Below are 25948 nucleotides of genomic sequence, written 5' to 3'. Positions count from 1 at the left end.
TGCGTAGCCGATGGCTCCCCGCCTCTCCATCGTCGTTCCGATCTACAACGTCGAGCGCTACCTCGTCGAATGCCTCGACTCGATCGCCGCCCAGACGTTCACGGACTTCGAGTGCGTCATGGTCGACGACGGTTCGAAGGACGACAGCGCGGCGCTCGCCGAGGCGTACGCGGCGAAGGACTCGCGGTTCCGGCTGGTCCGGCAGGTGAACAAGGGCCTCGGCGCGGCCCGCAACACCGGTATCCGGCACATCGACCCGGACGCCGAGTTCCTGTGCTTCGTGGACAGCGACGACTCGATGCCGCCCAGCGCGTACGAGCTGATGATCAACACGCTGGACGAGACCGGCTCGGACTTCTGCACCGGCAACGTGCTGCGGTTCCGCGCCGTGGGCTACTACCAGTCCGGCGGGCACTCGAAGCCGTTCAAGGAGACCCGGCTCAAGACCCACATCACCGAGATCCCGGCGCTGGTCACCGACCGCACCGCGTGGAACAAGGTGTACCGCCGCTCCTTCTTCGACGCCGCCGGCCTGCTGTACCCCGAGGGCATCCTGTACGAGGACGCGCCGGTCAGCGTGCCGCACCACTACCTCGCCAAGAGCGTGGACGTGCTCTCCGAGCCGATCTACCACTGGCGCGAGCGCGAGGTCGGCGAGATGTCGATCACCCAGATGCGCACCAACCCGAAGGGCCTGATCGACCGGGTCGCCTCGGTGGAGCTGGTCCGCGCCTGGCTGAAGAAGCAGACCGAGCCGCGCTTCGCCGAGTACCTGCGCTCCTACGACGAGAACACCCTCGTCGAGGAGATCCCGATGTTCTTCTGGTCCGTCGTGGACGGCGACCGGGACTACCGGGACGCCTACGTCCAGCACGTCAGCCGGCTGCTCCGGTCGATCGGCCAGGAGCAGGTCCGCAAGCTGCGGGCGCCGCTGCGGCTGAAGTACCACCTGACCCTGCAGAACCGGGTGGACGAGCTGGTCGAGCAGATCAAGTACGAGGGCGAGAGCGGCGGCGGCGTGCAGGCCCGCGGTCTGCTGCGGCCGTACGCGGACTACCCGTTCCTGCGCGGTGGGCGCAGGAGCGTGCCGTCCAACGTGCTCAAGCTGGACAACTCGCTGGTCATGCGCAGCCGGCTGTACGACAGCGCCTGGGTGGGCGGGAAGCTGCGGCTGACCGGGCACGCCTACCCGGAGCAGCTGGGCGCGGCGAACAAGCACGACATGGTCCGCACCCTGGTGCTGCGCGAGGCCAAGGGCCGCCGGGTGATCGCGGTGCCGATGAAGACCCAGTACAGCGCCGAGGCGACCGCGAGCTGCAACCACGACCTGTACAGCTGCGACTGGTCCGGCTTCACCGTCTCCCTCGACCCGAAGAAGCTCAAGCACCGCGGCCGCTGGAAGGACGGCCACTGGCGCGTCCTGGTGGCCGGCGCGGGCAAGGGCGGGATCTACAAGGGCCGGATCTCGGCGGGCTGGCACGACACCGCCGAATCGATCCCGCCGCACTGGGTCGAGCCGGACGTGCGGATCGTGCCCTGGGTCCGGGACAACTTCGTCTACCTGCAGGTGGAGACCGTCAAGGCCCGGGTGACCGGCCTGGCCGCGCACGGCGACCGGGTGGAGGTCTCCGGCGCGGCGCGCTCCGGCGCGAGCTTCGCCGGGGCCCGGCTGCGGCTCACCCACGTCGAGTCGGACCGCGAGCTGACCTTCCCGGTGGAGCTGGGCACGCCGGTCGGCGCGCTGCAGCCGTTCACCTCGTCGGTCGAGGTGGCCGAGCTGACCGCCGTCCGCGAGGCCTGGGCCGAGCTGGACCCGGTGGCCGGCGAGCGCGTCCGCGACCGCTGGAACAGCGCGCTGCTGCTGGCCGACGGCACCGTCATGCCGCTGGTCTGGGACGACCGCAACGCGCCCGAGCAGCTGCACATGCCGCTGAACCCGCAGGCTCCCGCCGATCAGCGCCGGGTGATCTACACCAAGCCCTCCGCGACGGGCCACCTCCAGTTCTCCGACCAGCTGCTGCAGCCGGTGGTCGACGAGGTGTCGTCGCGCGGCGCCGACGGCTTCCTGCTGAGCGGCTCGTTCCCGCTGGCCGGCTCGCACCGCTGGGAGCTGGTGGTCCGGCACCACTGGCGTGAGGAGGAGCACGTCTACCCGGTGGAGATCGCGGACGGCCGGTTCCGTACCGCGCTGCCCGCCGTGCCGACCGCCACCTTCGCCGGTCAGGTCCCGCTCGCCGCCGGTACGTGGCGGGTCTTCTTCCGTCCGGTCGGTGAGCACGCCGCGGCCCTGCCGGACAGCTACGTGCAGATCTCCCCGTCCTGCTTCGGCGCGCTGCCGGTGGAGGTGCAGTCCCGCGGCAAGCGGATCGTGCTGGAGCGCCGCTACCACGACGGCCTGTCGCTGGAGTCGCACTCGGCGCTGCTGCCCGAGGAGCGGTCCGGCTTCCGCCAGCGCCAGCTGCGCACCGTCGACTACCCGGCCGCCCGCCGGCTGCCGGTGCGCGACACGGTGCTGTACAACGCCGGGCACGGCAGCGTGTACGCCGGCTCTCCGAAGGCGATCCACGAGGAGCTGGTCCGCCGCGGCCTGCCGCTGGAGCACCTGTGGGGCAGCGACGACATGCAGGCCGACCTGCCGCGCACGGCGCGGACGATCCGGCTCTGGAGCCCGGAGTGGTTCGAGGCGCTGGCGACCGCCAAGTACATCGTCACCAGCACCCACCTGCCCGACTTCTTCGTCCGCCGGACCGGCCAGGTGGTCCTCCAGACCTGGCAGGGCAGCCCGCTGAAGCAGGTCGGCTTCGACTTCGAGAAGGTCTGGTTCACCGACTCGAACTACCTCAAGGGCCTGTCCCGCGAGGTCCCGAACTGGAGCCTGATGGTGGCCGGCAACAGCTGGTCCGCCCCCGTCCTGCGGCGCGCCTTCGATTACCAGGGCGAGATACTGGAGAGCGGTTCGCCCCGGAACGACCTCCTGTTCGCGGCCGACCGGGAGAAGACGGCCGAACAGGTTCGCGAACGGCTCGGCCTGCCCGAGGGCAAGAAGGTCGTGCTGTACGCACCGACCTGGCGCGAGGACCGTCGCCGGCCGAACGGCGGCTACCAGATCGACCTGCGGATCGACCTGGAGGCGGCCAAGGCCGCGCTCGGTGACGACCAGGTGCTGCTGGTGCGCCGGCACAACATGATGTGCGGTCAGATCCCGGGCGCCGGCAACGGCTACATCTGGGACGTCGGCAGCTACCCCGACATGGCGGAGCTGCTGCTGATCGCCGACGTGCTGGTCACCGACTACTCGTCGAGCATCTTCGACTTCGCCAACACCGGCAGGCCGATGTTCTTCTTCACCCACGACCTGGAGCACTACCGCGACAACCTGCGCGGCTTCAGCCTGGACTTCGAGGCCGAGGCACCCGGCCCGCTGCTGCCCACCTCCGAGGCTCTCGTCGACGCGCTCGCCCGGGTGGACGAGGTCGCGGCAGAGTACGCGGACAAGGCGGCCGCGTTCCGCGAGGCGTACTGCGACCTGGACGACGGCAAGGCCTCCGTCCGGGTGGTCGACGCGATGCTCCGCAAGGAGTAGTCACGGGCCCCGACCGAGGCGCCCGGCGCGATCCGCGCCGGGCGCCTCGGCGCCACCTGGGAATTTCCTGAGAACTGACTGCCCTTTACGTGTATTTTGCACTCGAACTCACGTTTACCAAACAAATTTCAAAGGAAATTCTCCGAACTGGACAGTTGACCCGGGGTGCCTTCCCGGTATGGGATATCGATTCGGCCCCGTCCGGTCCGTTCCGGCACGGCGGCTTCTCCCGGCCACCGCCATGCCGGGATCCCCTCCCCCGAAGGGCCCCCCGCACCATGCCTGCGCTCACCCGGTTCGTTCTGCCGCACGCCGCCCCCCGGGCGAGCGCCGGCCGATCCGCCGTCGACGAGGACGTGGTGTTCGGACTGCTGCGGGCCCGCTGGCACGGCCGCGGGCTCGAGCTCACCGGCTTCGCCCGCCCGCTGGACCTGGACACCGGACGCCCCGGCTCGGCCTGGACCTGGCTGACCCTGCGCCACCAGGACGGCACCGAGCCGCCCCTGCACCTGCGCTCCAGGCCCCGCAAGCTGCCCGAGGTCACCGACGACAGCGCCCAGCCCGACCACAACCACGACTGGTCCGGCTTCACCGCCCTGGTGGAACCCTCCCGGCTGCGCCGTGACGGCCGCTGGCTGCTCGGCGACTGGCAGATCGAGACCACGCTCTTCACCCGCCCCCGCCCCACCCGGCTGCGCCGCCAGTACGGCGCCCTCGCCCCCCACTGGTGCGGTTCCGGCGAGTACCCGCCGGCCCGCTGGGTGGACCGCGACGTGCGCCTCCAGCCGTACTTCGAGGACGACCGGCTACGGCTGCGGCTGGAGCGCCCCGACGTCCGACTCGACGGCGCCGAGCCCGCCGCCGACGGCATCCGGCTGACCGGCACCGCCGACCACTGCCCGACCGGCACCGTGCTGCGGCTGCGCCACCGGCAGAGCGACGCGGTGATCGAGCAGCCGCTCACCCGCACCGGCAACACCTTCACCGTCCACCTGCCGTACCGGCCGTTCACCGCCGACGGGCGCGGCCGCGGCCCGCTGGAGCACTGGGACGCCGAACTGCTGCGCCCCGACGGCGGCACCGAGCAGCTCTGCCTGGACGAGCGCGGCGGCCCGGTGGCCGGCCAGCACCCGCTGCAGGACGCCCCGGACCGGGTGCTCTACCTCAAGCACCTCGCCGACGGCCGGCTCCAGGTCTGCGTCCAGCCGGCCGCCGGAGTGGTCGACCGGATCGCGGTGCACTTCGCCGGGTTCGAACTCTCCGGCCACTGCCCGGACCCGGCCGCCGACCGGCTGGAGCTGGTCCTGCGGCACAGCGGCACTTCGGGCGAGGTCCGCACCCCGGTCGAGCCCGGACCGGACGGCCGCTTCCGGGTGCGGGTGCCCGCCACCCGCACCGGCTCGGACGGCGCCGTGCTGCCGCTGCGCAAGGGCATCTGGGAGGCCGCCCTGGAGCCGGCCGACCGCTCCGGCCCGGCCCGGCCGCTGATCGCCGCCGCCGCCGTCCTGCCCGCGCTGCCCGCCACCGCGACCACCGGCGGCAAGCACGTCCTGCTGCAGCGCCGCTGGCACGACACCCTGCTGGTGGACTCCACCCCGGTGCTCGACGCCACCGAGCGCAGCGCCTGGACCCAACACCGGCTGCGCACCGAGCACTACCCGGCCTTCCGCCGCGAACCGCTGCGCCAGGCGGTGCTGTACGACGTGTTCGGCGGCCGCGGCTACGCCGACTCCCCGCGCGCGGTGCACGCCGAACTCGCCCGCCGCGGCGAGCCGCTGGAGCACCTGTGGGTGGTCGACGACGGCCAGGCCGAGCTGCCGCCCGGGGTCGTCCCGGTGCGGATCTGGAGCCCGGAGTGGTACCGCGCCCTGGCCACCTGCCGTTACCTGGTCGGCAACACCCACTTCCCGGACTTCCTGGAGCGCCGCGAGGGCCAGGTCGTGGTGCAGACCTGGCACGGCTCGCTGCTGAAGCGGATCGCCCACGACGTCGACAACTCCTGGCTGGCCGACCACGGCTACCTGGAGGCGCTCGACCGGGAGACCCCGCAGTGGAGCCTGCTGCTCTCCCCCAGCCCGTTCGCCACCCCGATCCTGCGACGCGCCTTCCGCTACGACGGCGAGATCCTGGAGTCCGGCTACCCGCGCGGCGACGTCCTGGCCCAGCCCGACCCGCGGGTCGCCGCGACGGTCCGCAGACGGCTCGGCATCCCCGAGGGCAAGCGGGTCGTGCTGTACGCGCCGACCTGGCGCGAGGACCAGCGGCGCGGCGACGGCGAGGGCTTCCGGCTGGACCTTCGGCTGGACGTCGACCACGCCCGCCGGCTGCTCGGCGAGGACCACGTGCTGCTGGTCCGCCCGCACTCGCACGTGCGCGACCCGCTGCCGGGCGCCGGCGACGGCTTCCTGTACGACTGCGGCGACTTCCCCGACCCGCAGGAACTGCTGCTGATCGCGGACGTGCTGGTGACCGACTACTCGTCGATCATGTTCGACTTCGCGATCACCGGCCGCCCGGTCTACTTCTTCACCTACGACCTGGAGCACTACCGCGACACCCTGCGCGGCTTCTACTTCGACTTCGAGCCGAACGCCCCCGGCCCGCTGGTGCCGGACTCCGCCGAACTGCTCGGTGCGCTGCGCGAACTCGCCGACAGCGGAGCGGAGTTGCCGCCCGGCTACGCGGAGCGCTACCGGCGCTTCCGAGCCGAGCACTGCGCCCTGGACGACGGCGGCGCGGCGGGCCGGGTGGTCGGCCGGATGCTCGAACTCGGCCGCGCCGCAGGGTAGTCCACCCGGCGGCGGGAGCCGGCCGGTTCAGGAGAAGTGGTACTCCCGCCAGGGCCGCCAGACCTCGTCCGCGTCGAACCGGGAGAGCGAGAAGCCCGGCACCGGGAAGGACGCCCGGAACCCGCGCGCCTGCTCGTACGCCTGGTCCAGCACGTCGTCCGGCAGGCCGTGGGCGACCGTGACGTGCGGGTGGTACGGAAAGGCCAGCTCGCGGGCCAGCGGGCCGGAGCGGACGTCCGCCTCCAGCAGCCGGCACTCCTGCGCACCCTGCTCGACCCGGACGAACACCACCGGGGACACCGGCCGGAAGGTGCCGGCGCCGCGCAGCAGCATCCGGAACGGCCGGTGCGCGGCCGCCACCGCCGCCAGGTGCTCCTCGACCTTCGGCAGCGCCTCGGCGGGCAGCTCGGTCGGCGGCAGCAGGGTGACGTGCGTCGGTATCGAGCGCGCCTGCGGATCGCCGTGGCCGGCCCGGGCGTCCTGGATCCGCGCGCCGTACGGGTCCGGAACGCTGACGGACACGCCGATGGTGACGACCTCCGGGAAAGGCGGGCCGCCGTCACCACCGGGCAGGGGTGTGAGGGGAGTCACCGCTTGGCGGCCGGGAGGAAGCCGATCCGGTCGTACACCGTGGCCAGCGTCTCGGAGGCCACCGCGCGGGCCTTCTCGGCGCCGATCGCCAGCACCCGGTCCAGCTCGGCCGGATCGTCCAGGAAGGCGCCGGTGCGCTGCTGGAAGGGCGTCACCCACTCGGCGAACAGCTCGGCCAGCTCGGCCTTCAGGGCGCCGTACATCTTGCCCTCGAAGTGCGCGACCAGCTGCTCGACCGACTGGCCGCTGAGCGCGGAGTGGATCCGCAGCAGGTTGGAGACGCCCGGCTTCTGCTCCTCGTCGTAGGAGACGACGGTGCCGGTGTCGGTGACGGCGCTCTTGAACTTCTTGGCGCTGACCTTCGCCTCGTCCAACAGGCTGACCAGGCCCTTGGGCGAGGACGCCGACTTGCTCATCTTGATGCCCGGGTCCTGGAGGTCCATGATCTTCGCCGTCTCCTTGAGGATGTACGGCTTGGGGATCGTGAACACCGGGGCGTAGCGGGAGTTGAAGCGCTCCGCGATGTCGCGGGTGATCTCCACGTGCTGGCGCTGGTCCTCGCCGACCGGGACGGCGTCCGCCTGGTAGAGCAGGATGTCCGCGATCTGCAGGATCGGGTAGGTGAACAGGCCGACGGTGGTGCTGTCGGCGCCGTACCGGGAGGACTTGTCCTTGAACTGGGTCATCCGGGAGGCCTCACCGAAGCCGGTGAGGCAGTTCATCACCCAGGCCAGCTGCGCGTGCTCGGGCACGTGCGACTGGACGAACAGGGTGCAGTGCTCCGGGTCCAGGCCGGCGCCGAGCAGCTGGGCGGCGGAGATCCGGGTGTTCTGGCGCAGCGTCGCCGGGTCCTGCGGCACGGTGATCGCGTGCAGGTCGACGACCATGTAGAAGGCGTCGTTCTCCTTCTGCAGGTCGACCCACTGGCGCACCGCGCCGAGGTAGTTGCCGAGGTGGAACGAGCCGGAGGTGGGCTGGATCCCGGAGAGCACCCGGGGACGGTCCTTGACGGGACCAGTGACCGCTGCGTTGACCATGCACGCCATTGTTCCAGTTCCCCGGCTCGCTCAGGAAACCTCCGCCCCAGCAGGCTCCTCCGGTGTGACCGCACTCACCCTCACCCGGGCGATCCGCCGGCCCTCCACCTTGGCCACCGTCAGCAGCACCGCGCCACCGCCCTCAACCGGGACCCTGGCGTGGTCGCCGTCCCGGGGCAGCCGGCCGAGCGAGGCGACCAGGCAGCCGGCCACCGTCTCGTACGGGCCCTCGGGCAGGGCGACGCCGGTCTCCTCCTCGAAGTCGCCGAGGTTCAGCAGGCCGTCCAGCTCCATGCCGCCGCCGGCCAGCCGGCGGGTAGGGGCGGCCTCCGGCCGGTCGTACTCGTCGCGGATCTCGCCGATCACCTCCTCGACCAGGTCCTCCAGGGTGACGATGCCGGCGGTGCCGCCGTACTCGTCCACCACGATGGCCAGGTGGTGACCCTCCCGGCGCATCTCGCCCATCGCCTCCAGCACCCGCTTGGTGCCGGGCAGCAGCTTGACCGGGCGGGCCAGGTCGCGGACCTTGACGGCCTGCTCGCCGCGGGCGCCGTACAGGTCCCGGACGTGGACGAAGCCGACCACGGCGTCGGCGCTGCCCTCGACCACCGGGTAGCGCGAGTGCGGCGAGGTCTCGGACTGGTGCCGCACCGCGGCCAGCGGGCGTTCGGCGTCCAGGAAGGTCACCTCGGTGCGCGGCACCATCACCTCGCGCAGCTGGCGCTCCCCGGCGGCGAACACGTCCGCGATCAACGCTCGTTCGTCGCTGCCCAGTTCGGTGTTGGAGGCGACCAGGCCGCGCAGCTCCTCGGAGCTCATCGAGCCGCGCCCGGCCGCCGGGTCGCCGCCGAACAGCCGGACCATCAGGTTGGTGGAGTGGCCGAGCAGCCAGATCACCGGGCGCAGTGCCGCCGACATCACGTCCACCACGGGGGCGGCGCCCACCGCGATGGACTCGGCACGCTGCAGACCGATCCGCTTGGGGGTGAGCTCGCCCAGCACCAGCGAGACGTAACTGATCACCAGGGTGAGCCCGACCAGGGCGACCGCGTCCGCCATCCCCCGGGACAGCCCGGCGTCGACGAACAGAGGGGCGACCTTGCCGGCCAGGGTGTCGGCGCCGAAGGCGGCGGACAGGAAGCCCATGCAGGTCACCCCCACCTGGACGGCGGCCAGGAAGCGGTTGGGGTCGGCGGCCAGGTGCGCGGCCCGGGCCGAGCGCCGGGTGCCGCGCGCCTCCAGCGCCCGGATCTGGCCCTCCCGCAGCGAGATCAGCGAGATCTCGGCGACGTTGAACAGCCCGCCCAGCAGGATGAAGACGAGGACGAGCGCGGCGTCCCCGAGGGTTTCGTTCACAGCGGGCCAGTGTAGGCGGCGGGCGTGGACGGGGGCCGGAAGCGACGTGGCCGGACGCGGGCCGGGAACGGCGACGGCCCGCCGCCTCCCGGGAGGGAGGGGCGGGCCGTCGGGAAGGCCGCGGGGCCGGGGCTCAGATGAGGCCCAGCTCCTGGACCGCGTCGCGCTCCTCGGTCAGCTCCTTGACCGAGGCGTCGATGCGGGCGCGGGAGAAGTCGGAGATCTCCAGGCCCTGGACGATCTCGAACTTGCCGTCCTTGGTGGTGACCGGGAAGGAGGAGATCAGGCCGGCCGGGACGCCGTAGGAGCCGTCGGAGACGACACCCATGGAGGTCCAGTCGCCCTCGGCGGTGCCGTTGACCCAGGTGTACACGTGGTCGATGGCGGCGTTGGCGGCCGAGGCGGCCGAGGAGGCGCCACGGGCCTCGATGATGGCGGCGCCGCGCTTGGCGACGGTCGGGATGAAGTCGTTCTCCAGCCAGGCCTGGTCGTTGCCGACGGCCTCGAAGGCCGGCTTGCCGGCGACCTCGGCCTGGAAGATGTCCGGGTACTGGGTCGCGGAGTGGTTGCCCCAGATGGTGACGCGCTTGATGTCGGAGACCAGGGCGCCGGTCTTGGCGGACAGCTGGCCGACCGCGCGGTTGTGGTCCAGACGGGTCATCGCGGTGAAGCGCTCGGCCGGGACGTCCGGGGCGTTGCGCTGGGCGATCAGGGCGTTGGTGTTGGCCGGGTTGCCGACGACCAGGACCTTGATGTCGTCCGCGGCGTGGTCGTTGATGGCCTTGCCCTGCGGGCCGAAGATGCCGCCGTTGGCCTGCAGCAGGTCGCCGCGCTCCATGCCGGCGGTGCGCGGACGGGCGCCGACCAGCAGCGCGACGTTGGCGCCGTCGAAGGCCTCGTTCGGGTTGTCGGTGATGGTGATGTCCCGCAGCAGCGGGAAGGCGCAGTCGACGAGCTCCATGGCGGTGCCCTCGGCGGCCTTGAGGCCCTGCGGGATCTCCAGGAGGCGCAGGTTCACCGGCACGTCGGCACCGAGCAGGTGGCCCGAGGCGATGCGGAAGAGCAGCGCGTAGCCGATCTGGCCGGCGGCTCCGGTGATGGTGACGTTGACGGGGGTGCGGGTCATTTCTACCTTCTCCAGCAAATCGCCAGGTGCCCCAGGCACACCGGCACTGGAGCCAGGATGATCTCTCGACATCGAGAGACCGGCGTCAGGTTATCGCAAAGGGAAGCCTACGCCGCGTGTGCGGGCGTGGCTGATGCGTCACAGACGCACCGCGGCCCCGCCCGGGTTCCGGGCGGGGCCGCGGCGGGACGGCCGGCTCAGTGCTTGGGCCGGCCGATCAGCTGGCCGATGTTGTCCAGCAGCGGGATCTCCAGCCACGGGTTCGGCTGCGCCACCAGGGTCAGCAGCACGATCGAGGCGCCCAGGAAGGCCAGCACGATCACGTCGGTGAAGCGGCTGCGCACCGCCAGCATCCCGACCTCGGGCAGCACCAGCCGCAGCACGGCACCGAGCAGCACTCCGATGCCGAGGATCAGCAGCCCGTACTTGAAGCCGTCCTTGAAGTCGGCGAACCAGGTGACCGCGAGGCCGGCACCGACCACCGACAGGACCAGCGTTATCGGCCACTGCCGGACGGGCAGGGCGTGGTCGCGCCCGAGGGCCGGGGCAGCGCCCTCGGGCGGCAGGGTGCCGGTGGTCCTGACCGGCCTCTGCCGGGACCGCGCCGGTCGCGGTTCAGTCATGCTCGCCGTCCCTCGGGGATCAGACGCCGGCGCGGCGCTCGGCCGCCTCGACGATGTTGTTCAGCAGCATCGCGCGGGTCATCGGGCCCACGCCGCCGGGGTTCGGGGAGATCCAGCCGGCCACCTCGGCCACGCCCGGGTGCACGTCGCCGACGATCTTGCCCTCGCTGCGGCTGACGCCGACGTCCAGCACCGCGGCGCCCGCCTTGACGTCCTCCGGCTTGACCAGGTGCGGCACGCCCGCGGCGGCCACGATGATGTCGGCCTTGCGCAGGTGGGCGCCGAGGTCCCGGGTGCCGGTGTGGCACAGGGTGACGGTGGCGTTCTCGCTGCGGCGGGTCAGCAGCAGGCCGATCGAACGGCCGACGGTGATGCCGCGGCCGACCACGACCACCTCGGCGCCGTCGATCTCCACGTCGTGCCGGCGCAGCAGCTCGACGATGCCCAGCGGGGTGCACGGCAGCGGGCCCTCGATGCCCAGCGCCAGGCGGCCGAGCGAGGTCGGGTGGAGGCCGTCGGCGTCCTTGTCCGGGTCCATCAGCTCCAGGACCGGGTTCTGGTCCAGGCCCTTGGGCAGCGGCAGCTGGACGATGTAGCCGGTGCAGGACGGGTCGGCGTTGAGCTCGCGGACGACGTTCTCGACGTCCTCCTGGGTGGCGGTGGCGGGCAGCTCGCGCTGGATCGAGGCGATGCCGACCTCGGCGCAGTCCTTGTGCTTCCCGTTGACGTACCAGCGGCTGCCCGGGTCGTCGCCGACCAGGACGGTACCGAGGCCGGGCGTGACGCCCTTCGCCTTGAGGGCCGCCACGCGGGCGGCGAGTTCGGACTTGATCGCGGCGGCGGTGGCCTTGCCATCGAGAATCTGGGCAGTCATGACCCCATTCTCCCGGATCGCGACCGCGTCCCGTACCGGGGCGGCCCCCTGGCCGGTCGGGCGACCGGACGGGTACGGAAGGTCCGCACCACGTTGCGGTTGCGCCACAGTCTCGACCTGGCGCCCACAACCGGCTGGACAGCGCGCTGCCGTCCGGATGACGATATGCGGGCATCCCCTGCCGCGACCCGGCCCGGTGACGGGCCGACGGATCCCGCGGCGGGGCGTACCCGGGGGAAAGAGCCAGTGATCCGACCACAGCAGTCCGCACAGCCAGACCGCCACGGCGACGTCCTCACCGCGCCGTGCCCGTCCAGGCGTCCGATCACCCGCTCGTCACAGCACTGAGCCGGCCGCGCCCGTCACCGCCGCCGGGCTGTCACCGCGCTCCGGTACCGTCCCGTTCCGTCGGCGACCCGACTCGCCGGCCGCAACCGGGTCCTCCGCCGTCCCGTCCCCACGTCCCCGCAACTGCCCGGAGGCATCCATGAGTTACCCGCCCGACCCGAACAACCCGTACGGCCAGCCGCCCGCGCCCGGCTACGGCTACCCGCAGCAGGCCCCGCCGCCGGCCCCGGGCTACGGCTACCCGCAGCAGGCCCCGCCGCCGGCCTACGGCTACGCGCCGGCCCTGCCGCAGGTCATGCCGGGCCTGGTGATGACCACCCGGGTGCTGCTGTTCGTCATCGGCGGTGTGCAGGTGATCCTCGCGGGGTTCTGCCTGATCGCGGCCGCGGTCGCCAACGACGCCGTCAACAAGACCTCGACGAGCAGCGACGACTTCATCTCCTCGATCGGCCACGCCGCGATGGGAATCCTGCTGGTCATCGGCGTCGTGTGGGCGCTGGCCGCCGCGCTGTCCATCACGCTGGGCGCGAAGTTCGGCAAGGGCGGCAACGGTGTCCGGATCACCACCATCGTCTACGGCTCGATCGCCGCGCTGTTCGGCGTGCTCGACCTGATCGGCGGGATCAACACCAAGATCACGGCGAACATCATCATCGGGCTGATCTGGATCGCGATCTGCGTCATCTGGATCACCGCCATGTGCGTCCGGGACGGCGTCAACTGGTTCAACCGGCCGCGGTACTGACGGACGGCACGAACCACGGCGAAGCGGCCCGGCTCCCTCCTCGGAGGGGGCCGGGCCGCTTCGTGCCACTCAGTGGAAGAAGTGGCGCGCGCCGGTGAAGTACATCGTCACGCCGGCCTTCTCGGCCGCCTCGATGACCTGCTCGTCACGGATCGAACCGCCCGGCTGGACGATCGCCCGCACGCCGGCGGCGATCAGGATCTCCGGGCCGTCCGGGAACGGGAAGAAGGCGTCCGAGGCCGCGTACGCGCCCTTGGCCCGCTCGCCGGCCCGCTCGACCGCGAGCTTGCAGGAGTCGACCCGGTTGACCTGGCCCATGCCGACGCCCACCGAGGCGCCGCCCTTGGCCAGCAGGATCGCGTTGGACTTGACGGCCCGGCAGGCCCGCCAGGCGAACGCCAGCTCGGCCAGCTCGGCCGCCGGGAGCGCCTCGCCGGTCGCCAGCGTCCAGTTCGCCGGGTCGTCGCCCTCGGCCTGCACCCGGTCGGCGTCCTGGAGCAGCACGCCGCCGGAGATCGGGCGCACCTCCTGGCGGTTGGCCGGGGCCTCGGGGGCGACCAGCACCCGGATGTTCTTCTTGCGGGCCAGCACCTCGACCGCGCCGTCCTCGAAGGCGGGGGCCACGACGACCTCGGTGAAGATCGGGGCGATCTGCTCGGCCAGCTCGACGGTGACCGGGCGGTTGACCGCGATCACGCCGCCGTACGCGGAGACCGGGTCGCACTCGTGCGCCTTGCGGTGCGCCTCGACGACGTCGGCGCCGGTCGCGATGCCGCACGGGTTGGCGTGCTTGATGATCGCGACGGCCGGCTCGGCGTGGTCGTACGCGGCGCGGCGGGCGGCGTCGGTGTCGACGTAGTTGTTGTACGACATCTCCTTGCCGTGCAGCTGCTGGGCGCCGGCCAGGCCGCCCGTGCCGTCGGTGTAGAGCGCGGCGCCCTGGTGCGGGTTCTCGCCGTAGCGCAGCACGTTCTGGCGCTCCCAGGTGGCGCCGAGGAACTCGGGGAACCGCTCGTCGCCGGGGGCGTAGCCGGCCTCGAACCAGGAGGCCACGGCCACGTCGTAGGCGGCGGTGTGGGCGAACGCGGCACCGGCCAGGCGCTTGCGGGTGGCCAGGTCGAAGCCGCCCTCGCGAACGGCCGTCAGCACGTCCTCGTAGCGGGCCGGGTCGACGACCACGGCCACCGACGGGTGGTTCTTGGCGGCGGCGCGGACCATGCTCGGGCCGCCGATGTCGATCTGCTCGACGCACTCGTCCGGGGTGGCGCCCGAGGCGACGGTGGCCTTGAACGGGTAGAGGTTCACCACGACCAGGTCGAAGGGCTCGACACCGAGCTCGGCCAGCTGCGCGCGGTGCGACTCCAGGCGCAGGTCGGCGAGCACGCCGGCGTGCACGCGGGGGTGCAGAGTCTTCACGCGCCCGTCCAGGCACTCCGGGAAGCCGGTCAGCTCGGAGACCTCGGTCACCGGCACGCCGGCGGCGGCGATCCGGCCGGCGGTGGAGCCGGTGGAGACGATGGCGACCCCGGCGGCGTGCAGGCCCTGGGCCAGCTCCTCCAGACCGGTCTTGTCGTACACGCTGATCAGCGCGCGACGGATCGGACGGATGTTCTCCGAAACGGGGGGCGTGGTGGAGCTGGCAGTCATGCCGGGATCCATACCTTTCGGTCCTCGATGCGGTGACCTTCGCGGGCCAGCCGGCCCACGACGTCGACGAGCAGCTTGCGCTCGACAGTCTTGATGCGCTCGTGCAGCGCTTCGCCGCCATCAGCGTGGTCGGCGTCGACGACCTCGACGACGCCCTGCGCGATGATCGGCCCGGTGTCCACGCCGGCGTCGACCAGGTGGACGGTGCAGCCGGTGACCTTCACCCCGTACGCGAGCGCGTCGGTGACGCCGTGGGCGCCGGGGAAGGCGGGCAGCAGTGCGGGGTGGGTGTTGACGATCCGCCCGGCGAAGGCCGCGATGAACTCGGGGCCGAGGATCTTCATGAAGCCGGCCGTGACCACCAGGTCCGGCCGGTGGGCGGCGACGGAGGCGGTCAGCGCGCCGTCCCAGGCGGCCCGGTCCGGGAAGTCCCTGACGCGGTGGACGAAGGTCGGCAGGCCAGCCTTCTCGGCGCGGTCGAGGCCGGCGATGCCGTTCCGGTCCGCGCCCACGGCCACGATCTCGGCGCCGTACGCCGGGTCGGCGACCGCGTCGATCAGCGCCTGGAGATTGGTGCCGGAGCCGGAGACCAGCACCACCAGGCGGGCCGGTCCGGGCGTACGGGGCGGGAAGAGCTGAGCGGGGGCGGCGGCCACTGCGCGATTCTCCGTAGGTCGGGCGCCGCCCGCTGGTACGTCCACCGGTGGTGGGGCCACTACGAACGGCAGGTCGAGCGAAGGGGAACACCAGGAGAACCGCCGCGACGCGGGGCCTGGGGAACCTATCTGAGCTGCTGACCGTCACCACGATAACGGCTGGTCGGAGGGCCCCCGCACCCTGTCGGCGGCGCTACGCGCGTAGTTGAGACGGGGATCTCCTCGGGCCCGCCGTACCGGAGTTGTGCACGCCCCGTACGGGCGAGGGCAGGCCCCCGCCGGGCCCTCGAACGCTTGCGGGATCATTGGGGCGCGGGAGACCGCTCCGACGCGCGACCCTCCGAACGAGCCACCACCGAAGCCCCGACCGAGCCACGACCGAGCCCCGACCGAGAAGGAACGGCTGAACCCATGAGCAGCGGCGACGAGACCGACGAGCGCAACCCCTTCGCGCCGCCGCCGGCGGACGCCCCGGACCAGCCGTGGCGGCCGCGCAGCCCCTGGTCCGGCCACGGCCCCGACGGCAACGGCGGTCAGGGCGGCGAGAGCGGCGGCCAGGGCGGCGACCGTCCGCCGTTCCCGCCGCCGTGGGGCCAGGGCCTCGGCGAAGGACGCCCCGGCCAGCGGCCGCAGGCCCCGCAACCGCCCCGGCTCGACCCGACCGACCCGAGCCACCGCAAGGCCCGCAACGCCGCGCTGGCCGGGCCCTTCGCGCTGGTCTGCCTGTTCGCCGGCTTCCACTGGATCGCGCTGCTGGTCGGCGTGCTCGGCATCGTCTGGGGCATCGGCGCGCTGCGCGCCAAGCGGCCCGCGGCGGCGGCCGCGGGCGGGCCCGCCGGCATCCCGGCGCCGAACCCGCTCACCCCGGCCGCGCTCGCCGGGATCCTCACCGGCGCGATGACCGTCGTCGTCGCGACCTCGGTGATCGGGCTCGGCTACTACTACCGGGACTACGTGACCTGCGTGCGGGACTCGCTGACCAACGTCGGCGCCGAGAACTGCGACCGGTACGCCCCGCAGTGGTACGTGGACTTCACCGGGAACGCCGAGTAGGGCCTGACCGCGGATCCCGTCGGATCGGCGCGCGGCCTCGGGCGCCCGGCGAGATCCGCCGGACAGGCCCTGGGCCACCGGTTCAGCCGGTAGGGCCGCGCTGCCCGGACAGCCGCCGCACGAGGGCGTGGGTACGGGCGCGCAGCTCCAGCGCGCGCCGGCGCACCGGGACCGTGAGCCGAGCGTGCACGCCCCGCCCGGGCACCGGTCTCACGAGCCCGGCCGTGCCCCCGGCCGGGGACCGGGCATCGACCGGGCCCTCGACGGTCCCCGCCTGCTCGACGGCATCCGCGCACTCGACGCCGTCCGCGCACACGGCGGCATCCGCGCACTCGGCGGCGTCCGCGCACTCGACGCCGTCCGCGCACTCGACCCCCGCCGGACCGAGCGCGCGGTGGCGGACCAGCAGGGCGCCCGGTACGGCCACCGCGGCGAGCCAGCCCGCCGCCGCCAGGCCCGTCCACCACGGCACCGGCCCCAACCGGGCCATCCGCCCGGCCGCCAGTGCTCCGCCGGACAGCCAGCCCAGCGCCGCCGCCCCGGCGCCGAGCAGCAGCGCGGCCGCCAGGGCCGCGACCGCCGTCGCGGCGGGCGTCCACGGACCGGCACCGACCGGGGAACGGCGGCCCGCCGCCGCCCGGCCGAGCAGGACCGCGGGCACCAGCCCCGCCAGCAGCGGCAGCAGCAGCACCGCCAGCCGCCAGCCGCCCGGGCCCTCCTGGGGCAGCAGGGCGAAGAGCGGGAACTCCGGCACCGCACCGAGTTCCGTACCGCCCGGCGACACCAGCGTCCCGGCACCGACCTCGAAGCCCGGGCCCAGCGCGTACGCCGCGCCCCACAGCACCGCGTTCGGCAGCAGCAGCACGGTGAGCAGCAGCAGCCCGGACAGCGCCGCGGGCCCGCGCCCGAGCAGTGCCATCCCCCGCCCGCCGCCGGTCACCGCGTCCAGCACCGCCGCCCCCGCCACCAGCAGTCCGCCCGCCGCGACCAGCCCCGCCCCGGCCGCAGCGGCCGCCCGGCACACCGCGGGCATCCCGCCGACCGGCCGCCAGTCCGGGGGGAGCCGGTCGAACCACGACCCTGTCCCGACGGCCACCGACCGGAGGAACCGGGCGAAGGCCGTCTCCGGCCGGACGGACCGGAAGCCGGCGGCCGTCGACAACCCGGCGAGCAGGCCCACGACCAGCAGGTCCGGCAGCACCCGGCTGCGGAACGGCCCGGGTCCCGCGCAGTGCAGCACCACTCCCACCGCCACCGCGCAGTACCCCGTCCACACCGCCACCGGCCCGCCCCAGCGGGAACGCAGCCCGCGCCGCGACGCCGCCCCGGCGCCCGCCCGGTACAGCCGCACCACCATCAGGGCGCCGAGCAGCAGCGGAGTGAGGGTCAACGGGGCGTCCGCACCGCCACGCAGCACCGGCGCGCCGTGCCCGAGCAGCCACAGCGCACCCGCCAACCGGGTGGCACCGGCCGCGTCCGAGTCCGCGTACGGCGTCGCGATCCAGAGCCCGAGCACCGGCACCCCGACCAGTGCCAGACCGACCAGCGCGGTCCGCACCCCCGCCAACAGGTCGGCCAGCACGGGGCGTCCACCCAGTTCGCCCGGCACTTCCAGGAGTGGACGGCCCATCAGCTGCGTCATGCGCCTCATGGTGCCAAGGCGACTCGCCATGCTCCGTGAACCGGCAAACCGCCGCCGTGTCCCAGATTATTGTCTTATGCGCCTTTTCAGACCCTGCCCCCAAGCCGCCGCCCGGGCCCGGAGCGTCTGATGACCACGCCCCCCACCCGCGTCCCCGAGCTGCGGAAACTGACTCCCCGTGAGGCGGAGGCCCTCTCCCACCTCGCCGCCGGGCACGGCCTCGACCACACGGCCGCCGCACTCGGCGTCACCCCCGCGACCGCGCGCAGTTATCTCCAACGGGCCCTGCACAAACTCGGCTGTCCCACCGAAGCCGCCGCCATCGCCCTCCTCAGGACCGCACCCCCCGTCGGCCCGGGCAGGCGCTCCCCGGCCGGCCCCACCGACCCCGACCGCACGCGAGTGGCCCCCACAGCCCCGGGAGAACGCAGCGGCATGACCCAGACCAACCCGACCCCGGCCTCGGCAGAGTCCGGCACCGACGGCGCCCCCTCCCCCACTGCCGGCCGCCCGACCGGGGACCCGCACCCTCCGCGCCGGGCCGGCGGCACCCCCGAGCCGGGCCCGGCCGCCGTACCCCCGGACGGCGAGCGGCAGCTGCCCGACGGCAGGCCGTCGCACCGGAAGCAGCAGCGCGCCCCGCGACCGGACGTGCCCACGGTCCCCGCCGACGGGCCCACCGCCCCGGCCCCGAGCAGGAGCGGACAGGGCGGCGCACCCACCGCAGCCGGGAAGGCGGCCAGGACCATGCCGAAGTCGGCCGTACCCGCCGCCCCGGAGGCCGCCGACTCCCGGGAGCGGATCAGTCAGGCACTCACCGAGGCGGGGAACGGGCGGGACCTGTCGGAGGACTTCGAGGGGCTGTACGAGGACGCGCACACCCGGCTGGTGCAGCAGGTGTACCTGCTGACGACGTGCCGGCACCGGGCGGTGCACTGCGTGCGGCTGGCCTTCGGGGCGGCGCGGCGGGACTGGGGCGCGGTGGTCGGGTCGGGGGACCCGGAGGGCTGGGTGCGGGTGCGGGCCTGCGAGCTGGCGCTGTCGCCGTGGCGCCGGGGCGGGCCGCGGCGGGTGCACGCGTGGACGCTGCCGCACCGGCGGATCCGGGTGCGGCCGGCGGACGAGGCGCAGTCGGTGCTGCCGGACCACGACCGGCTGACCGACGGGGACGAGGCCCTGCTGAGGGCGCTGCGGCGGCTGTCGCGCCCGCAGCGCCGGGCGCTGGTGCTGCACGACGGGTTGGGCCTGCCGGCGGCGGCGGTCGCGCTGGAGGTGGAGTCGACCCTGGCGGCGGCCGAAGGGCGGGTGTGGGCGGCCCGGGCGGCGCTGGCACAGTGGGTGCCCGAACTGGTGGGGCCGGATCCCGGGGCGCCGGGCTTCGCGGACGGCCTGAGCGGGCTGCTGCACCGGGCGGCGGTGCGGGGCTGCCCGGAGCCGCACCGGGCGCCGGTGCCGGTGCTGCGGGCCCGGCACCGGCTGTGGACGGCGAGCCGGACGGGCGCGGCGGTGCTGCTGACGGCCGCGGTGGGCGGGGCGGTGCTGGCGACGCTCGCCGGGATGCGCCCGGCGGAGCTGTTCCAGCGGCCGGACCAGCCGGTGCCCGTGCTGTGCGTGCCGGCCCCGACCGCGGAGGTGCCGGGACCCGGCGTGCCGCTGCGGCCGGGCGGGGCGCCGAACGGCGTCACCAGCCTGTGGTGCAGTCCGACGCCGGGGCTGGCGGCAGTGGTGGCGGCCCCGCCGCCGCAGGCGATCGCACGCTGGGAGCTGCCGGTGGCGGCCCGGGGTGCGGCCCCGCCCCCGCAGCGGAACCCGGCGGCCTGTCCGGCGTGGTCCCCGCTGCCGTGCGTCGCGGGGCCCCGGCGCTGAAACGGCGAGCGCCCCCGCCCACGAGGGGCGGGGGCGCTCACAGCGCGGGTGACCAGGGTCAGCCGGCGATGATCTCGCGAGCCAGGCGGGCGGTCTCGGACGGCGTCTTGCCGACCTTGACACCGGCGGCCTCGAGGGCCTCCTTCTTCGCCTGGGCGGTGCCCGAGGAGCCGGAGACGATGGCGCCGGCGTGGCCCATGGTCTTGCCCTCGGGGGCGGTGAAGCCCGCGACGTAGCCGACGACCGGCTTGGTGACGTGCTCGGCGATGTAGGCCGCGGCACGCTCCTCGGCGTCGCCGCCGATCTCACCGATCATGACGATGATCTCGGTCTCCGGGTCCTCCTGGAAGGCCTTGAGGGCGTCGATGTGGGTGGTCCCGATGACCGGGTCACCGCCGATGCCCACGGCCGAGGAGAAGCCGATGTCGCGCAGCTCGTACATGAGCTGGTAGGTCAGGGTGCCGGACTTCGACACCAGACCGATCTTGCCGGAGGTGGTGATGTCGGCCGGGATGATGCCGGCGTTCGACTGTCCGGGGCTGATCAGGCCGGGGCAGTTCGGGCCGATGATCCGGGTCTTGTTGCCCTTGGAACCGGCGTACGCCCAGAAGGCGGCGGTGTCGTGCACCGGGACGCCCTCGGTGATGACGACGGCCAGCGGGATCTCGGCGTCGATGGCCTCGACGACGGCGGCCTTGGTGAAGGCCGGCGGCACGAAGAGGACCGAGACGTCGGCGCCGGTCTTCTCCATGGCCTCGGCGACGGAGCCGAAGACCGGGATCTCGGTGCCGTCGACGTCGACGGTGGTGCCGGCCTTGCGCGGGTTGACGCCGCCGACGATCTGGGTGCCGGAGGCGAGCATGCGGCGGGTGTGCTTCATGCCCTCGGCGCCGGTCATGCCCTGGACGATGACCTTGCTGTCCTTGGTAAGGAAGATAGCCATGGTGTTAAGTCCCCTTCCTTACTTGTTGGCCAGCTCGGCGGCGCGGTCGGCCGCACCGTCCATGGTGTCCACGCGCTGGACCAGCGGGTGGTTGGCGTCGTCGAGGATCTTGCGACCCAGCTCCGCGTTGTTGCCGTCCAGGCGGACGACCAGCGGCTTGGTGACGTTCTCGCCCTTGCCGGCGAGGAGCTCCAGGGCCTGGACGATGCCGTTGGCGACCGCGTCACAGGCGGTGATGCCACCGAAGACGTTGACGAAGACCGACTTGACGTCGGGGTCGCCGAGGATGATCTCCAGGCCGTTCGCCATGACCTCGGCGGACGCGCCGCCACCGATGTCGAGGAAGTTGGCGGGCTTGACGCCGCCGTGCTTCTCACCGGCGTAGGCGACCACGTCGAGGGTGCTCATGACGAGGCCCGCGCCGTTGCCGATGATGCCGACCTGGCCGTCGAGCTTGACGTAGTTCAGGCCCTTGGCCTTGGCGGCGGCCTCCAGCGGGTTGGCCGCGGCCTTGTCCTCCAGCGCCTCGTGCTCGGGCTGGCGGAAGTCGGCGTTCTCGTCCAGGGAGACCTTGCCGTCGAGCGCGATGATCTTGCCGTCACCGGACTTGATCAGCGGGTTGACCTCGACGAGGAGGGCGTCCTCGGCGATGAAGACCTTCCACAGCTTCTGCAGGACCTCGGCGACCTGGTCGGCGACCTCGGCCGGGAACTTCGCCGCCGCGACGATCTCGGCGGCCTTCTCCGGGGTGCAGCCCTCGTTGGCGTCGACCGGGATCTTGGCGAGCGCCTCGGGGTTCTGCTCGGCGACGACCTCGATCTCCACGCCGCCCTCGACGCTGGCCATGGCCAGGAAGGTGCGGTTGGTGCGGTCCAGCAGGAACGAGACGTAGTACTCGTCCTTGATGTCCGCGGTCTGGGCCAGCATCACCTTGTGAACGGTGTGGCCCTTGATGTCCATGCCGAGGATCTGCTCGGCCTTGGCGACGGCGTCCTGGGGGTCGGCGGCGAGCTTGACGCCGCCGGCCTTGCCCCGGCCACCCACCTTCACCTGAGCCTTGACGACGGCGCGGCCGCCGAAGCGCTCCGCGATGGCGGCAGCGTCTGCGGCGGTCTCGATGACATCGCCGTCAAGCACGGGCACACCGTGCTTGGCGAAGAGGTCCCTCGCCTGGTACTCGAACAGGTCCACGTGTTTGTCCTTGTTCGTGGTCGCGGATTGTGTCTCTACGAGCGTGCCACGGCAGGATCTTCGCTGCGGGTCGTCGGGGCGGTGCGGGTACGCAGAGGTACGGCCTTGCGGCCCACACAGCCACGGGCGCACACGTCAATCAACACGCGCGTCACGTCCGTCTGGCAGGTTATCCCCGTGGGACGGGCGTGTTCCGCCCGGGGCCTGCCCGGCTTGGGTGAGAACCGTCACAGATCAGCCCGAAGGTGCCGGACGGGGCCGCGGTCCACCGATCGAGTGATTCACACGTTCGAGTGAAGCTGCGCCTCCCCCCGGTCAGCGCCCTTGACCAGGTGCTGCGGGATCGGACGCTTCTCGATCGCAGCCGCCATGATCTCCGGGAAGACGTCCGGGGTACAGGCGAAGGCCGGGGCGCCGAGCGCGGCCAGCGCGGCGGCATGGGCGTGGTCGTAGGCCGGCGCACCCTCGTCGGAGAGCGCGAGCAGGGCGATGAACTGGACGCCGGCCGCCTTCATCGCGGCGACCCGCCGCAGCATGCCGTCCCGGATGCCGCCCTCGTACAGGTCACTGATCAGCACCACGATCGTCTCGGACGGCCGGGTGATCCTCGACTGGCAGTAGGCGAGCGCCCGGTTGATGTCGGTGCCGCCGCCGAGCTGGGTGGCGAACAGCACGTCCACCGGATCGGTCAGCTGCTCGGTGAGGTCGACCACCGAGGTGTCGAAGACGACCAGCCGGGTGTCCAGGGTGCGCATCGAGGAGAGCACCGCGCCGAACACCGCGGAGTGGACGACCGAGGGCGCCATCGAGCCGGACTGGTCGACGCAGAGGATGACGTCCTTCTTCACCGCGCGCTGCGCCCGGGCGTAGCCGACCAGCCGCTCGGGCACCACGGTGCCGTGCTCGGGCAGGTAGTTCTTCAGGTTGGCCCGGATCGTCCGGTCCCAGTCGATGTCCCGGTGGCGCGGCCGGTTCACCCGGGCGCTGCGGTCGAGGGCGCCGCCCAGGGTGGCCCTGGTCCGGTCGGCGAGCCTGCGCTCCAGGTCGGCGACCACCTTGCCGACCACGGCCCGGGCGGTCTCCCGGGTGGTCTCGGGCAGCGCGTGCTTGAGCGACAGCAGGGTGCCGACCAGGTGCACGTCCGGCTCGACGGCCTCCAGCATCTCCGGCTCCAGCAGCAGCCGGTCCAGGCCGAGCCGGGTGATCGCGTCCTGCTGCATCAGCTGGACGACGGTGGACGGGAAGTACTCCCGGATGTCGCCCAGCCAGCGGGCCACCTGCGGGGCCGAGCCGCCCAGCCCGGCGCTGCGGCGGCCGCGGCCCGTACGGGCGGCGTCGTCGGGGGCGCCCCGGTAGAGCGCGGCGAGGGCTCCGTCCATCGCGGCGTCGCGGCCGCGCAGGGTGCAGCCGGTGCCGTCGGCCTCGCCGCCGAGCACCAGTCGCCAGCGGCGCAGTCGTTCATCGGTCGTGGTCGCCATCTCGTCCTCTCCTTCGACTGGGGTCAGGTGTTGCGGCCGGCGCGCTGGCGGGGGATCTTCGGGCCGACGCCGAGCAGCACGGCCAGCACCGGGACGGCCGCGTCGGCGCGGTCCGGGTCGAGTTCGCCGACCGCCTCGGGGGCCGCCGGGGCCGCGCCGAGCGGACCGGCCGCGACCCGGCCGCCGATGGTGGTGCGCACGCCCGCCTCCAGCCCGGCGAAGGTGCGCCGCAGCAGCGGCAGCACGTCGGTGAACACCTCGCCGCTGACCCCGCCGAGCCACTCGTCCAGCAGGGCGAGCAACCTGGGGTCGTGCAGCAGCAGGGCACCGCCGCCGGTGAGGAAGCCCTCCACCCAACCGGCCGCGTCGGCAGGGGAGTTGGCGACGGACAGCACCAGGCGCAGTCGTCGGCCGGCCTCCTCGGAGTCGAGCCGGCCGTCGTCCAGCAGCAGCCGGACGGCGCGGCCGCGCAGCAGCCCGGGGGCGCCGGTGGCCGGTCCGGCGGTGGGCTCGCGGCGGGCCAGCGAGCGCAGGGCGGCGGCCCAGCGCTCGGCCAGGCCGCCCGTGTCGGTGCCGGTATCGGTGCCGGTGCCGGTGCCGGTGCCGGAGGCGGCCGGGTCGAGCAGGGCGATCGCGCCGTGCACCTCGTCGATCCGGGCGCGCATCGCCGCCGCGCTCTCGGCGTCCAACCCGACGCAGGCGGGCGGCAGTCCGACGCAGACCCGCTCGGCCAGGCCCGCCGCGGCCCCGGCCAGCGCGCCGCGCTCGGTGCCGCGCACGTCGCCGTAGCGCAGTGCGCGGACCAGCGCGGGCAGCGCGCCCGCCAGGTGCGCGACGTCGGTGTCCAGGGCCGCGCAGTCGGCAAGCACCCGCATCACGGCGGGCAGCGCGCCGGACAGCCCGGCCAGCAGGCAGGTCTCCACCAGGCCGGTCAGCTCGGCGAGTTCGACGGCGGCCCGGGCGGTGCCGACCGCCTTGTTGACGGCGGCCTCCTCGACGGTGGTGCCCCACTGGGCGGCCTCGGCGATCCGAACCGCGAACTCGGGCTGCCAGCACAGCCGCCAGCTCTCCCGGAACGTCCCGGTGGAGTTCACCGAGGAGCGGGCCGGCACGCCCCACTCGACGCCCAGCAGCCGCAGCCGGTGCAGCAGCCGGGAGCGGGCCGCGTCGGTGTCCTTGCGCAGGTCGAGGTCGAGGTCCCGGGGCGCGGCCGCGGGCTTGAGCCGCAGCGAGCGCTGAAGTCGGGCCAGGTCGCGCTGGAGCGGTACCGCCGGTGCGGCGTCCGGCACTTCGCCGAGCGCGTCGCCGACCACCAGGCGCTCCCGGACGAGTTCCAGGGCGACGTCCGAGCCCTCGCAGAGCACCGCCCGGACGGCGTCCAGGGTCTCGGTCAGCCCGGCGAGCGGGCGGCCGCGCAGCACGGCCAGGGTTTCGGCGAGCCGGACCGCCTCGATCACGTGGGCGGAGGAGACCGGATGGTCCTCGGCGCGCAGCAGCTCGGCGGCCCGGGTGAGCCAGCGCGGCACCGGATCACCAACGGCCGTGAACAGGTGGTGGTACCAGCCGGGCGACTGGACGCCCGCGCCGTAGCCGGTGGCCTGGGAGAGCCGGCGGTGCGTCCACGGGATCCAGGTGATGTCCACCCGTACCTTCTTCGGCAGGCCGGCGAGCAGCGCCCGGTCGTGGGCGACGGTGGGCATCGTCTCCAGCGCGGGGACGTGGAAGGCCCCGCAGACCACGGCGATCCGGCGGTGCCCGGCGCGGCGGGCGGCGCGGATCTGCTGGCGCATGTGGGCCTCGCGCAGCTGGTCCCGGCGGGACTCGCCGAGACCCTCGGCGCGCAGCGCGCCCATCGCCTCGGCGACGGCGGCGAACGGCGCCAGCGCGTCCGCGCCGGGGGCGCGGTGCTCGACCACGTCCTCCCACCAGCGCTCCGGGTCGTCGTGACCGGCGGCCTCGGCGAGCAGCGCCAGCGGATCGGTGGGCAGTTCGTCGGGCCCGGCCCCGTCGGCGGCGTGATCGTCGGCGTCGTCGGCGTCGGCGTCCGTGAACGGTGCGAAGCCGTACCCGGCGGGCAGGTCGATGAAGCGGACCGGCAGGTCGTGGTCCACGGCGTGGCGGATCGCCACCCACTCCGGGGAGAACTCGGCGTACGGCCAGAACGCGGCCTTCGCCGGGTCGTCCACCGCGTGGGCGAGCAGGGCGACCGGGGGCACCAGGTCCTTCTCGGCGGCGAGGTGGACGACGGCGTCGGCCTCCGCCGGGCCCTCGATCAGCACCGCGTCCGGCCGCCACTGCGCCAGCGCGGCGGCCACCGCCCGGGCCGAGCCGGGGCCGTGGTGCCGGATGCCCAGCAGAGCGACCTCCCCGTTCGTCATGCCCCCACCCCGCTTCGCCCGG

General features: G+C 73.5%; 18 protein-coding genes. 5 read left to right on the top strand and 13 right to left on the bottom strand.

The window, feature by feature from the left end; genetic code table 11:
* Window positions 1–10 precede the first annotated feature (10 nt).
* The gene (locus BOQ63_RS27090; RefSeq protein ID WP_030280937.1) at window positions 11–3583 is read left to right on the top strand and encodes a bifunctional glycosyltransferase/CDP-glycerol:glycerophosphate glycerophosphotransferase; all 3573 of its coding nucleotides are present in this window, start codon (window positions 11–13) and stop codon (window positions 3581–3583) included.
* 278 nt (window positions 3584–3861) lie between these two features.
* The gene (locus tag BOQ63_RS27085; protein WP_051746697.1) at window positions 3862–6372 is read left to right on the top strand and encodes a CDP-glycerol glycerophosphotransferase family protein; all 2511 of its coding nucleotides are present in this window, start codon (window positions 3862–3864) and stop codon (window positions 6370–6372) included.
* A 27-nt stretch (window positions 6373–6399) separates the two neighbouring features.
* Here the strand turns inward: BOQ63_RS27085 and BOQ63_RS27080 are convergent, their stop codons facing one another.
* The 6 genes from BOQ63_RS27080 to BOQ63_RS27055 form a co-directional block, all read right to left on the bottom strand.
* On the bottom strand, window positions 6400–6894 hold the full coding sequence (locus tag BOQ63_RS27080) for a 2'-5' RNA ligase family protein (RefSeq protein WP_223886048.1): 495 nt from the start codon (window positions 6892–6894) through the stop codon (window positions 6400–6402).
* Window positions 6895–6959: 65 nt separating this feature from the next.
* Window positions 6960–8000, bottom strand: a complete 1041-nt coding sequence (trpS, locus tag BOQ63_RS27075; RefSeq protein WP_072655106.1) for a tryptophan--tRNA ligase — start codon at window positions 7998–8000, stop codon at window positions 6960–6962.
* Between the two features lie 30 nt (window positions 8001–8030).
* Window positions 8031–9356: a hemolysin family protein gene (locus BOQ63_RS27070; RefSeq protein ID WP_030280931.1), complete on the bottom strand. Its 1326-nt coding sequence runs from the start codon at window positions 9354–9356 to the stop codon at window positions 8031–8033.
* Between the two features lie 133 nt (window positions 9357–9489).
* Window positions 9490–10482: a malate dehydrogenase gene (locus tag BOQ63_RS27065; protein WP_030280929.1), complete on the bottom strand. Its 993-nt coding sequence runs from the start codon at window positions 10480–10482 to the stop codon at window positions 9490–9492.
* A 197-nt stretch (window positions 10483–10679) separates the two neighbouring features.
* The gene (locus BOQ63_RS27060) at window positions 10680–11105 is read right to left on the bottom strand and encodes a DUF3017 domain-containing protein (RefSeq protein ID WP_046386795.1); all 426 of its coding nucleotides are present in this window, start codon (window positions 11103–11105) and stop codon (window positions 10680–10682) included.
* A 19-nt stretch (window positions 11106–11124) separates the two neighbouring features.
* On the bottom strand, window positions 11125–11979 hold the full coding sequence (locus BOQ63_RS27055) for a bifunctional methylenetetrahydrofolate dehydrogenase/methenyltetrahydrofolate cyclohydrolase (RefSeq protein ID WP_030280926.1): 855 nt from the start codon (window positions 11977–11979) through the stop codon (window positions 11125–11127).
* A 487-nt stretch (window positions 11980–12466) separates the two neighbouring features.
* On the opposite strand from BOQ63_RS27055, the gene BOQ63_RS27050 reads away from it, so the two are divergent.
* On the top strand, window positions 12467–13072 hold the full coding sequence (locus tag BOQ63_RS27050; RefSeq protein WP_030280924.1) for a hypothetical protein: 606 nt from the start codon (window positions 12467–12469) through the stop codon (window positions 13070–13072).
* Between the two features lie 69 nt (window positions 13073–13141).
* Here BOQ63_RS27050 and purH read toward each other — a convergent pair whose 3' ends face one another.
* Together purH and purN are read right to left on the bottom strand one after the other, a co-directional pair.
* On the bottom strand, window positions 13142–14719 hold the full coding sequence (gene purH / locus BOQ63_RS27045; protein WP_030280922.1) for a bifunctional phosphoribosylaminoimidazolecarboxamide formyltransferase/IMP cyclohydrolase: 1578 nt from the start codon (window positions 14717–14719) through the stop codon (window positions 13142–13144).
* On the bottom strand, window positions 14716–15375 hold the full coding sequence (gene purN, locus BOQ63_RS27040) for a phosphoribosylglycinamide formyltransferase (protein WP_030280920.1): 660 nt from the start codon (window positions 15373–15375) through the stop codon (window positions 14716–14718). Before purN ends, purH begins: the two co-directional genes overlap by 4 nt.
* 411 nt (window positions 15376–15786) lie before the next feature.
* Between purN and BOQ63_RS27035 the strand changes: the two genes are divergently transcribed.
* Entirely contained in the window at window positions 15787–16428 is a 642-nt protein-coding gene (locus tag BOQ63_RS27035) for a hypothetical protein (protein WP_051746696.1), read from the top strand.
* A gap of 82 nt (window positions 16429–16510) precedes the next feature.
* Here the strand turns inward: BOQ63_RS27035 and BOQ63_RS27030 are convergent, their stop codons facing one another.
* Window positions 16511–18070, bottom strand: coding sequence for a cell division protein PerM (locus tag BOQ63_RS27030; protein WP_150476141.1), 1560 nt, complete (start codon window positions 18068–18070; stop codon window positions 16511–16513).
* A gap of 129 nt (window positions 18071–18199) precedes the next feature.
* Between BOQ63_RS27030 and BOQ63_RS27025 the strand changes: the two genes are divergently transcribed.
* On the top strand, window positions 18200–19936 hold the full coding sequence (locus BOQ63_RS27025) for a LuxR C-terminal-related transcriptional regulator (RefSeq protein ID WP_150476139.1): 1737 nt from the start codon (window positions 18200–18202) through the stop codon (window positions 19934–19936).
* Between the two features lie 58 nt (window positions 19937–19994).
* Here BOQ63_RS27025 and sucD read toward each other — a convergent pair whose 3' ends face one another.
* From sucD to BOQ63_RS27005, 4 genes are all read right to left on the bottom strand, one after another.
* Window positions 19995–20879, bottom strand: coding sequence for a succinate--CoA ligase subunit alpha (gene sucD / locus BOQ63_RS27020; protein WP_030280912.1), 885 nt, complete (start codon window positions 20877–20879; stop codon window positions 19995–19997).
* An 18-nt stretch (window positions 20880–20897) separates the two neighbouring features.
* Window positions 20898–22070, bottom strand: coding sequence for an ADP-forming succinate--CoA ligase subunit beta (gene sucC, locus BOQ63_RS27015; RefSeq protein WP_030280910.1), 1173 nt, complete (start codon window positions 22068–22070; stop codon window positions 20898–20900).
* Window positions 22071–22351: 281 nt separating this feature from the next.
* Complete coding sequence (locus tag BOQ63_RS27010; RefSeq protein WP_150476137.1) at window positions 22352–23548, bottom strand: VWA domain-containing protein; 1197 nt, start codon at window positions 23546–23548, stop codon at window positions 22352–22354.
* A 23-nt stretch (window positions 23549–23571) separates the two neighbouring features.
* Window positions 23572–25926 (bottom strand): DUF5682 family protein, encoded by a 2355-nt coding sequence (locus BOQ63_RS27005; protein ID WP_150476136.1) that lies wholly within the window; start codon window positions 25924–25926, stop codon window positions 23572–23574.
* Between the last annotated feature and the right edge of the window lie 22 nt (window positions 25927–25948).

Origin of the sequence: Streptomyces viridifaciens (assembly GCF_001888885.2) — a bacterium.
Classification (GTDB): Bacteria; Actinomycetota; Actinomycetes; order Streptomycetales; family Streptomycetaceae; genus Kitasatospora; species Kitasatospora aureofaciens.
The sequence above is the reverse complement of the archived record's forward strand: the minus strand, read 5'-3'. Positions and strand labels throughout refer to the sequence as shown.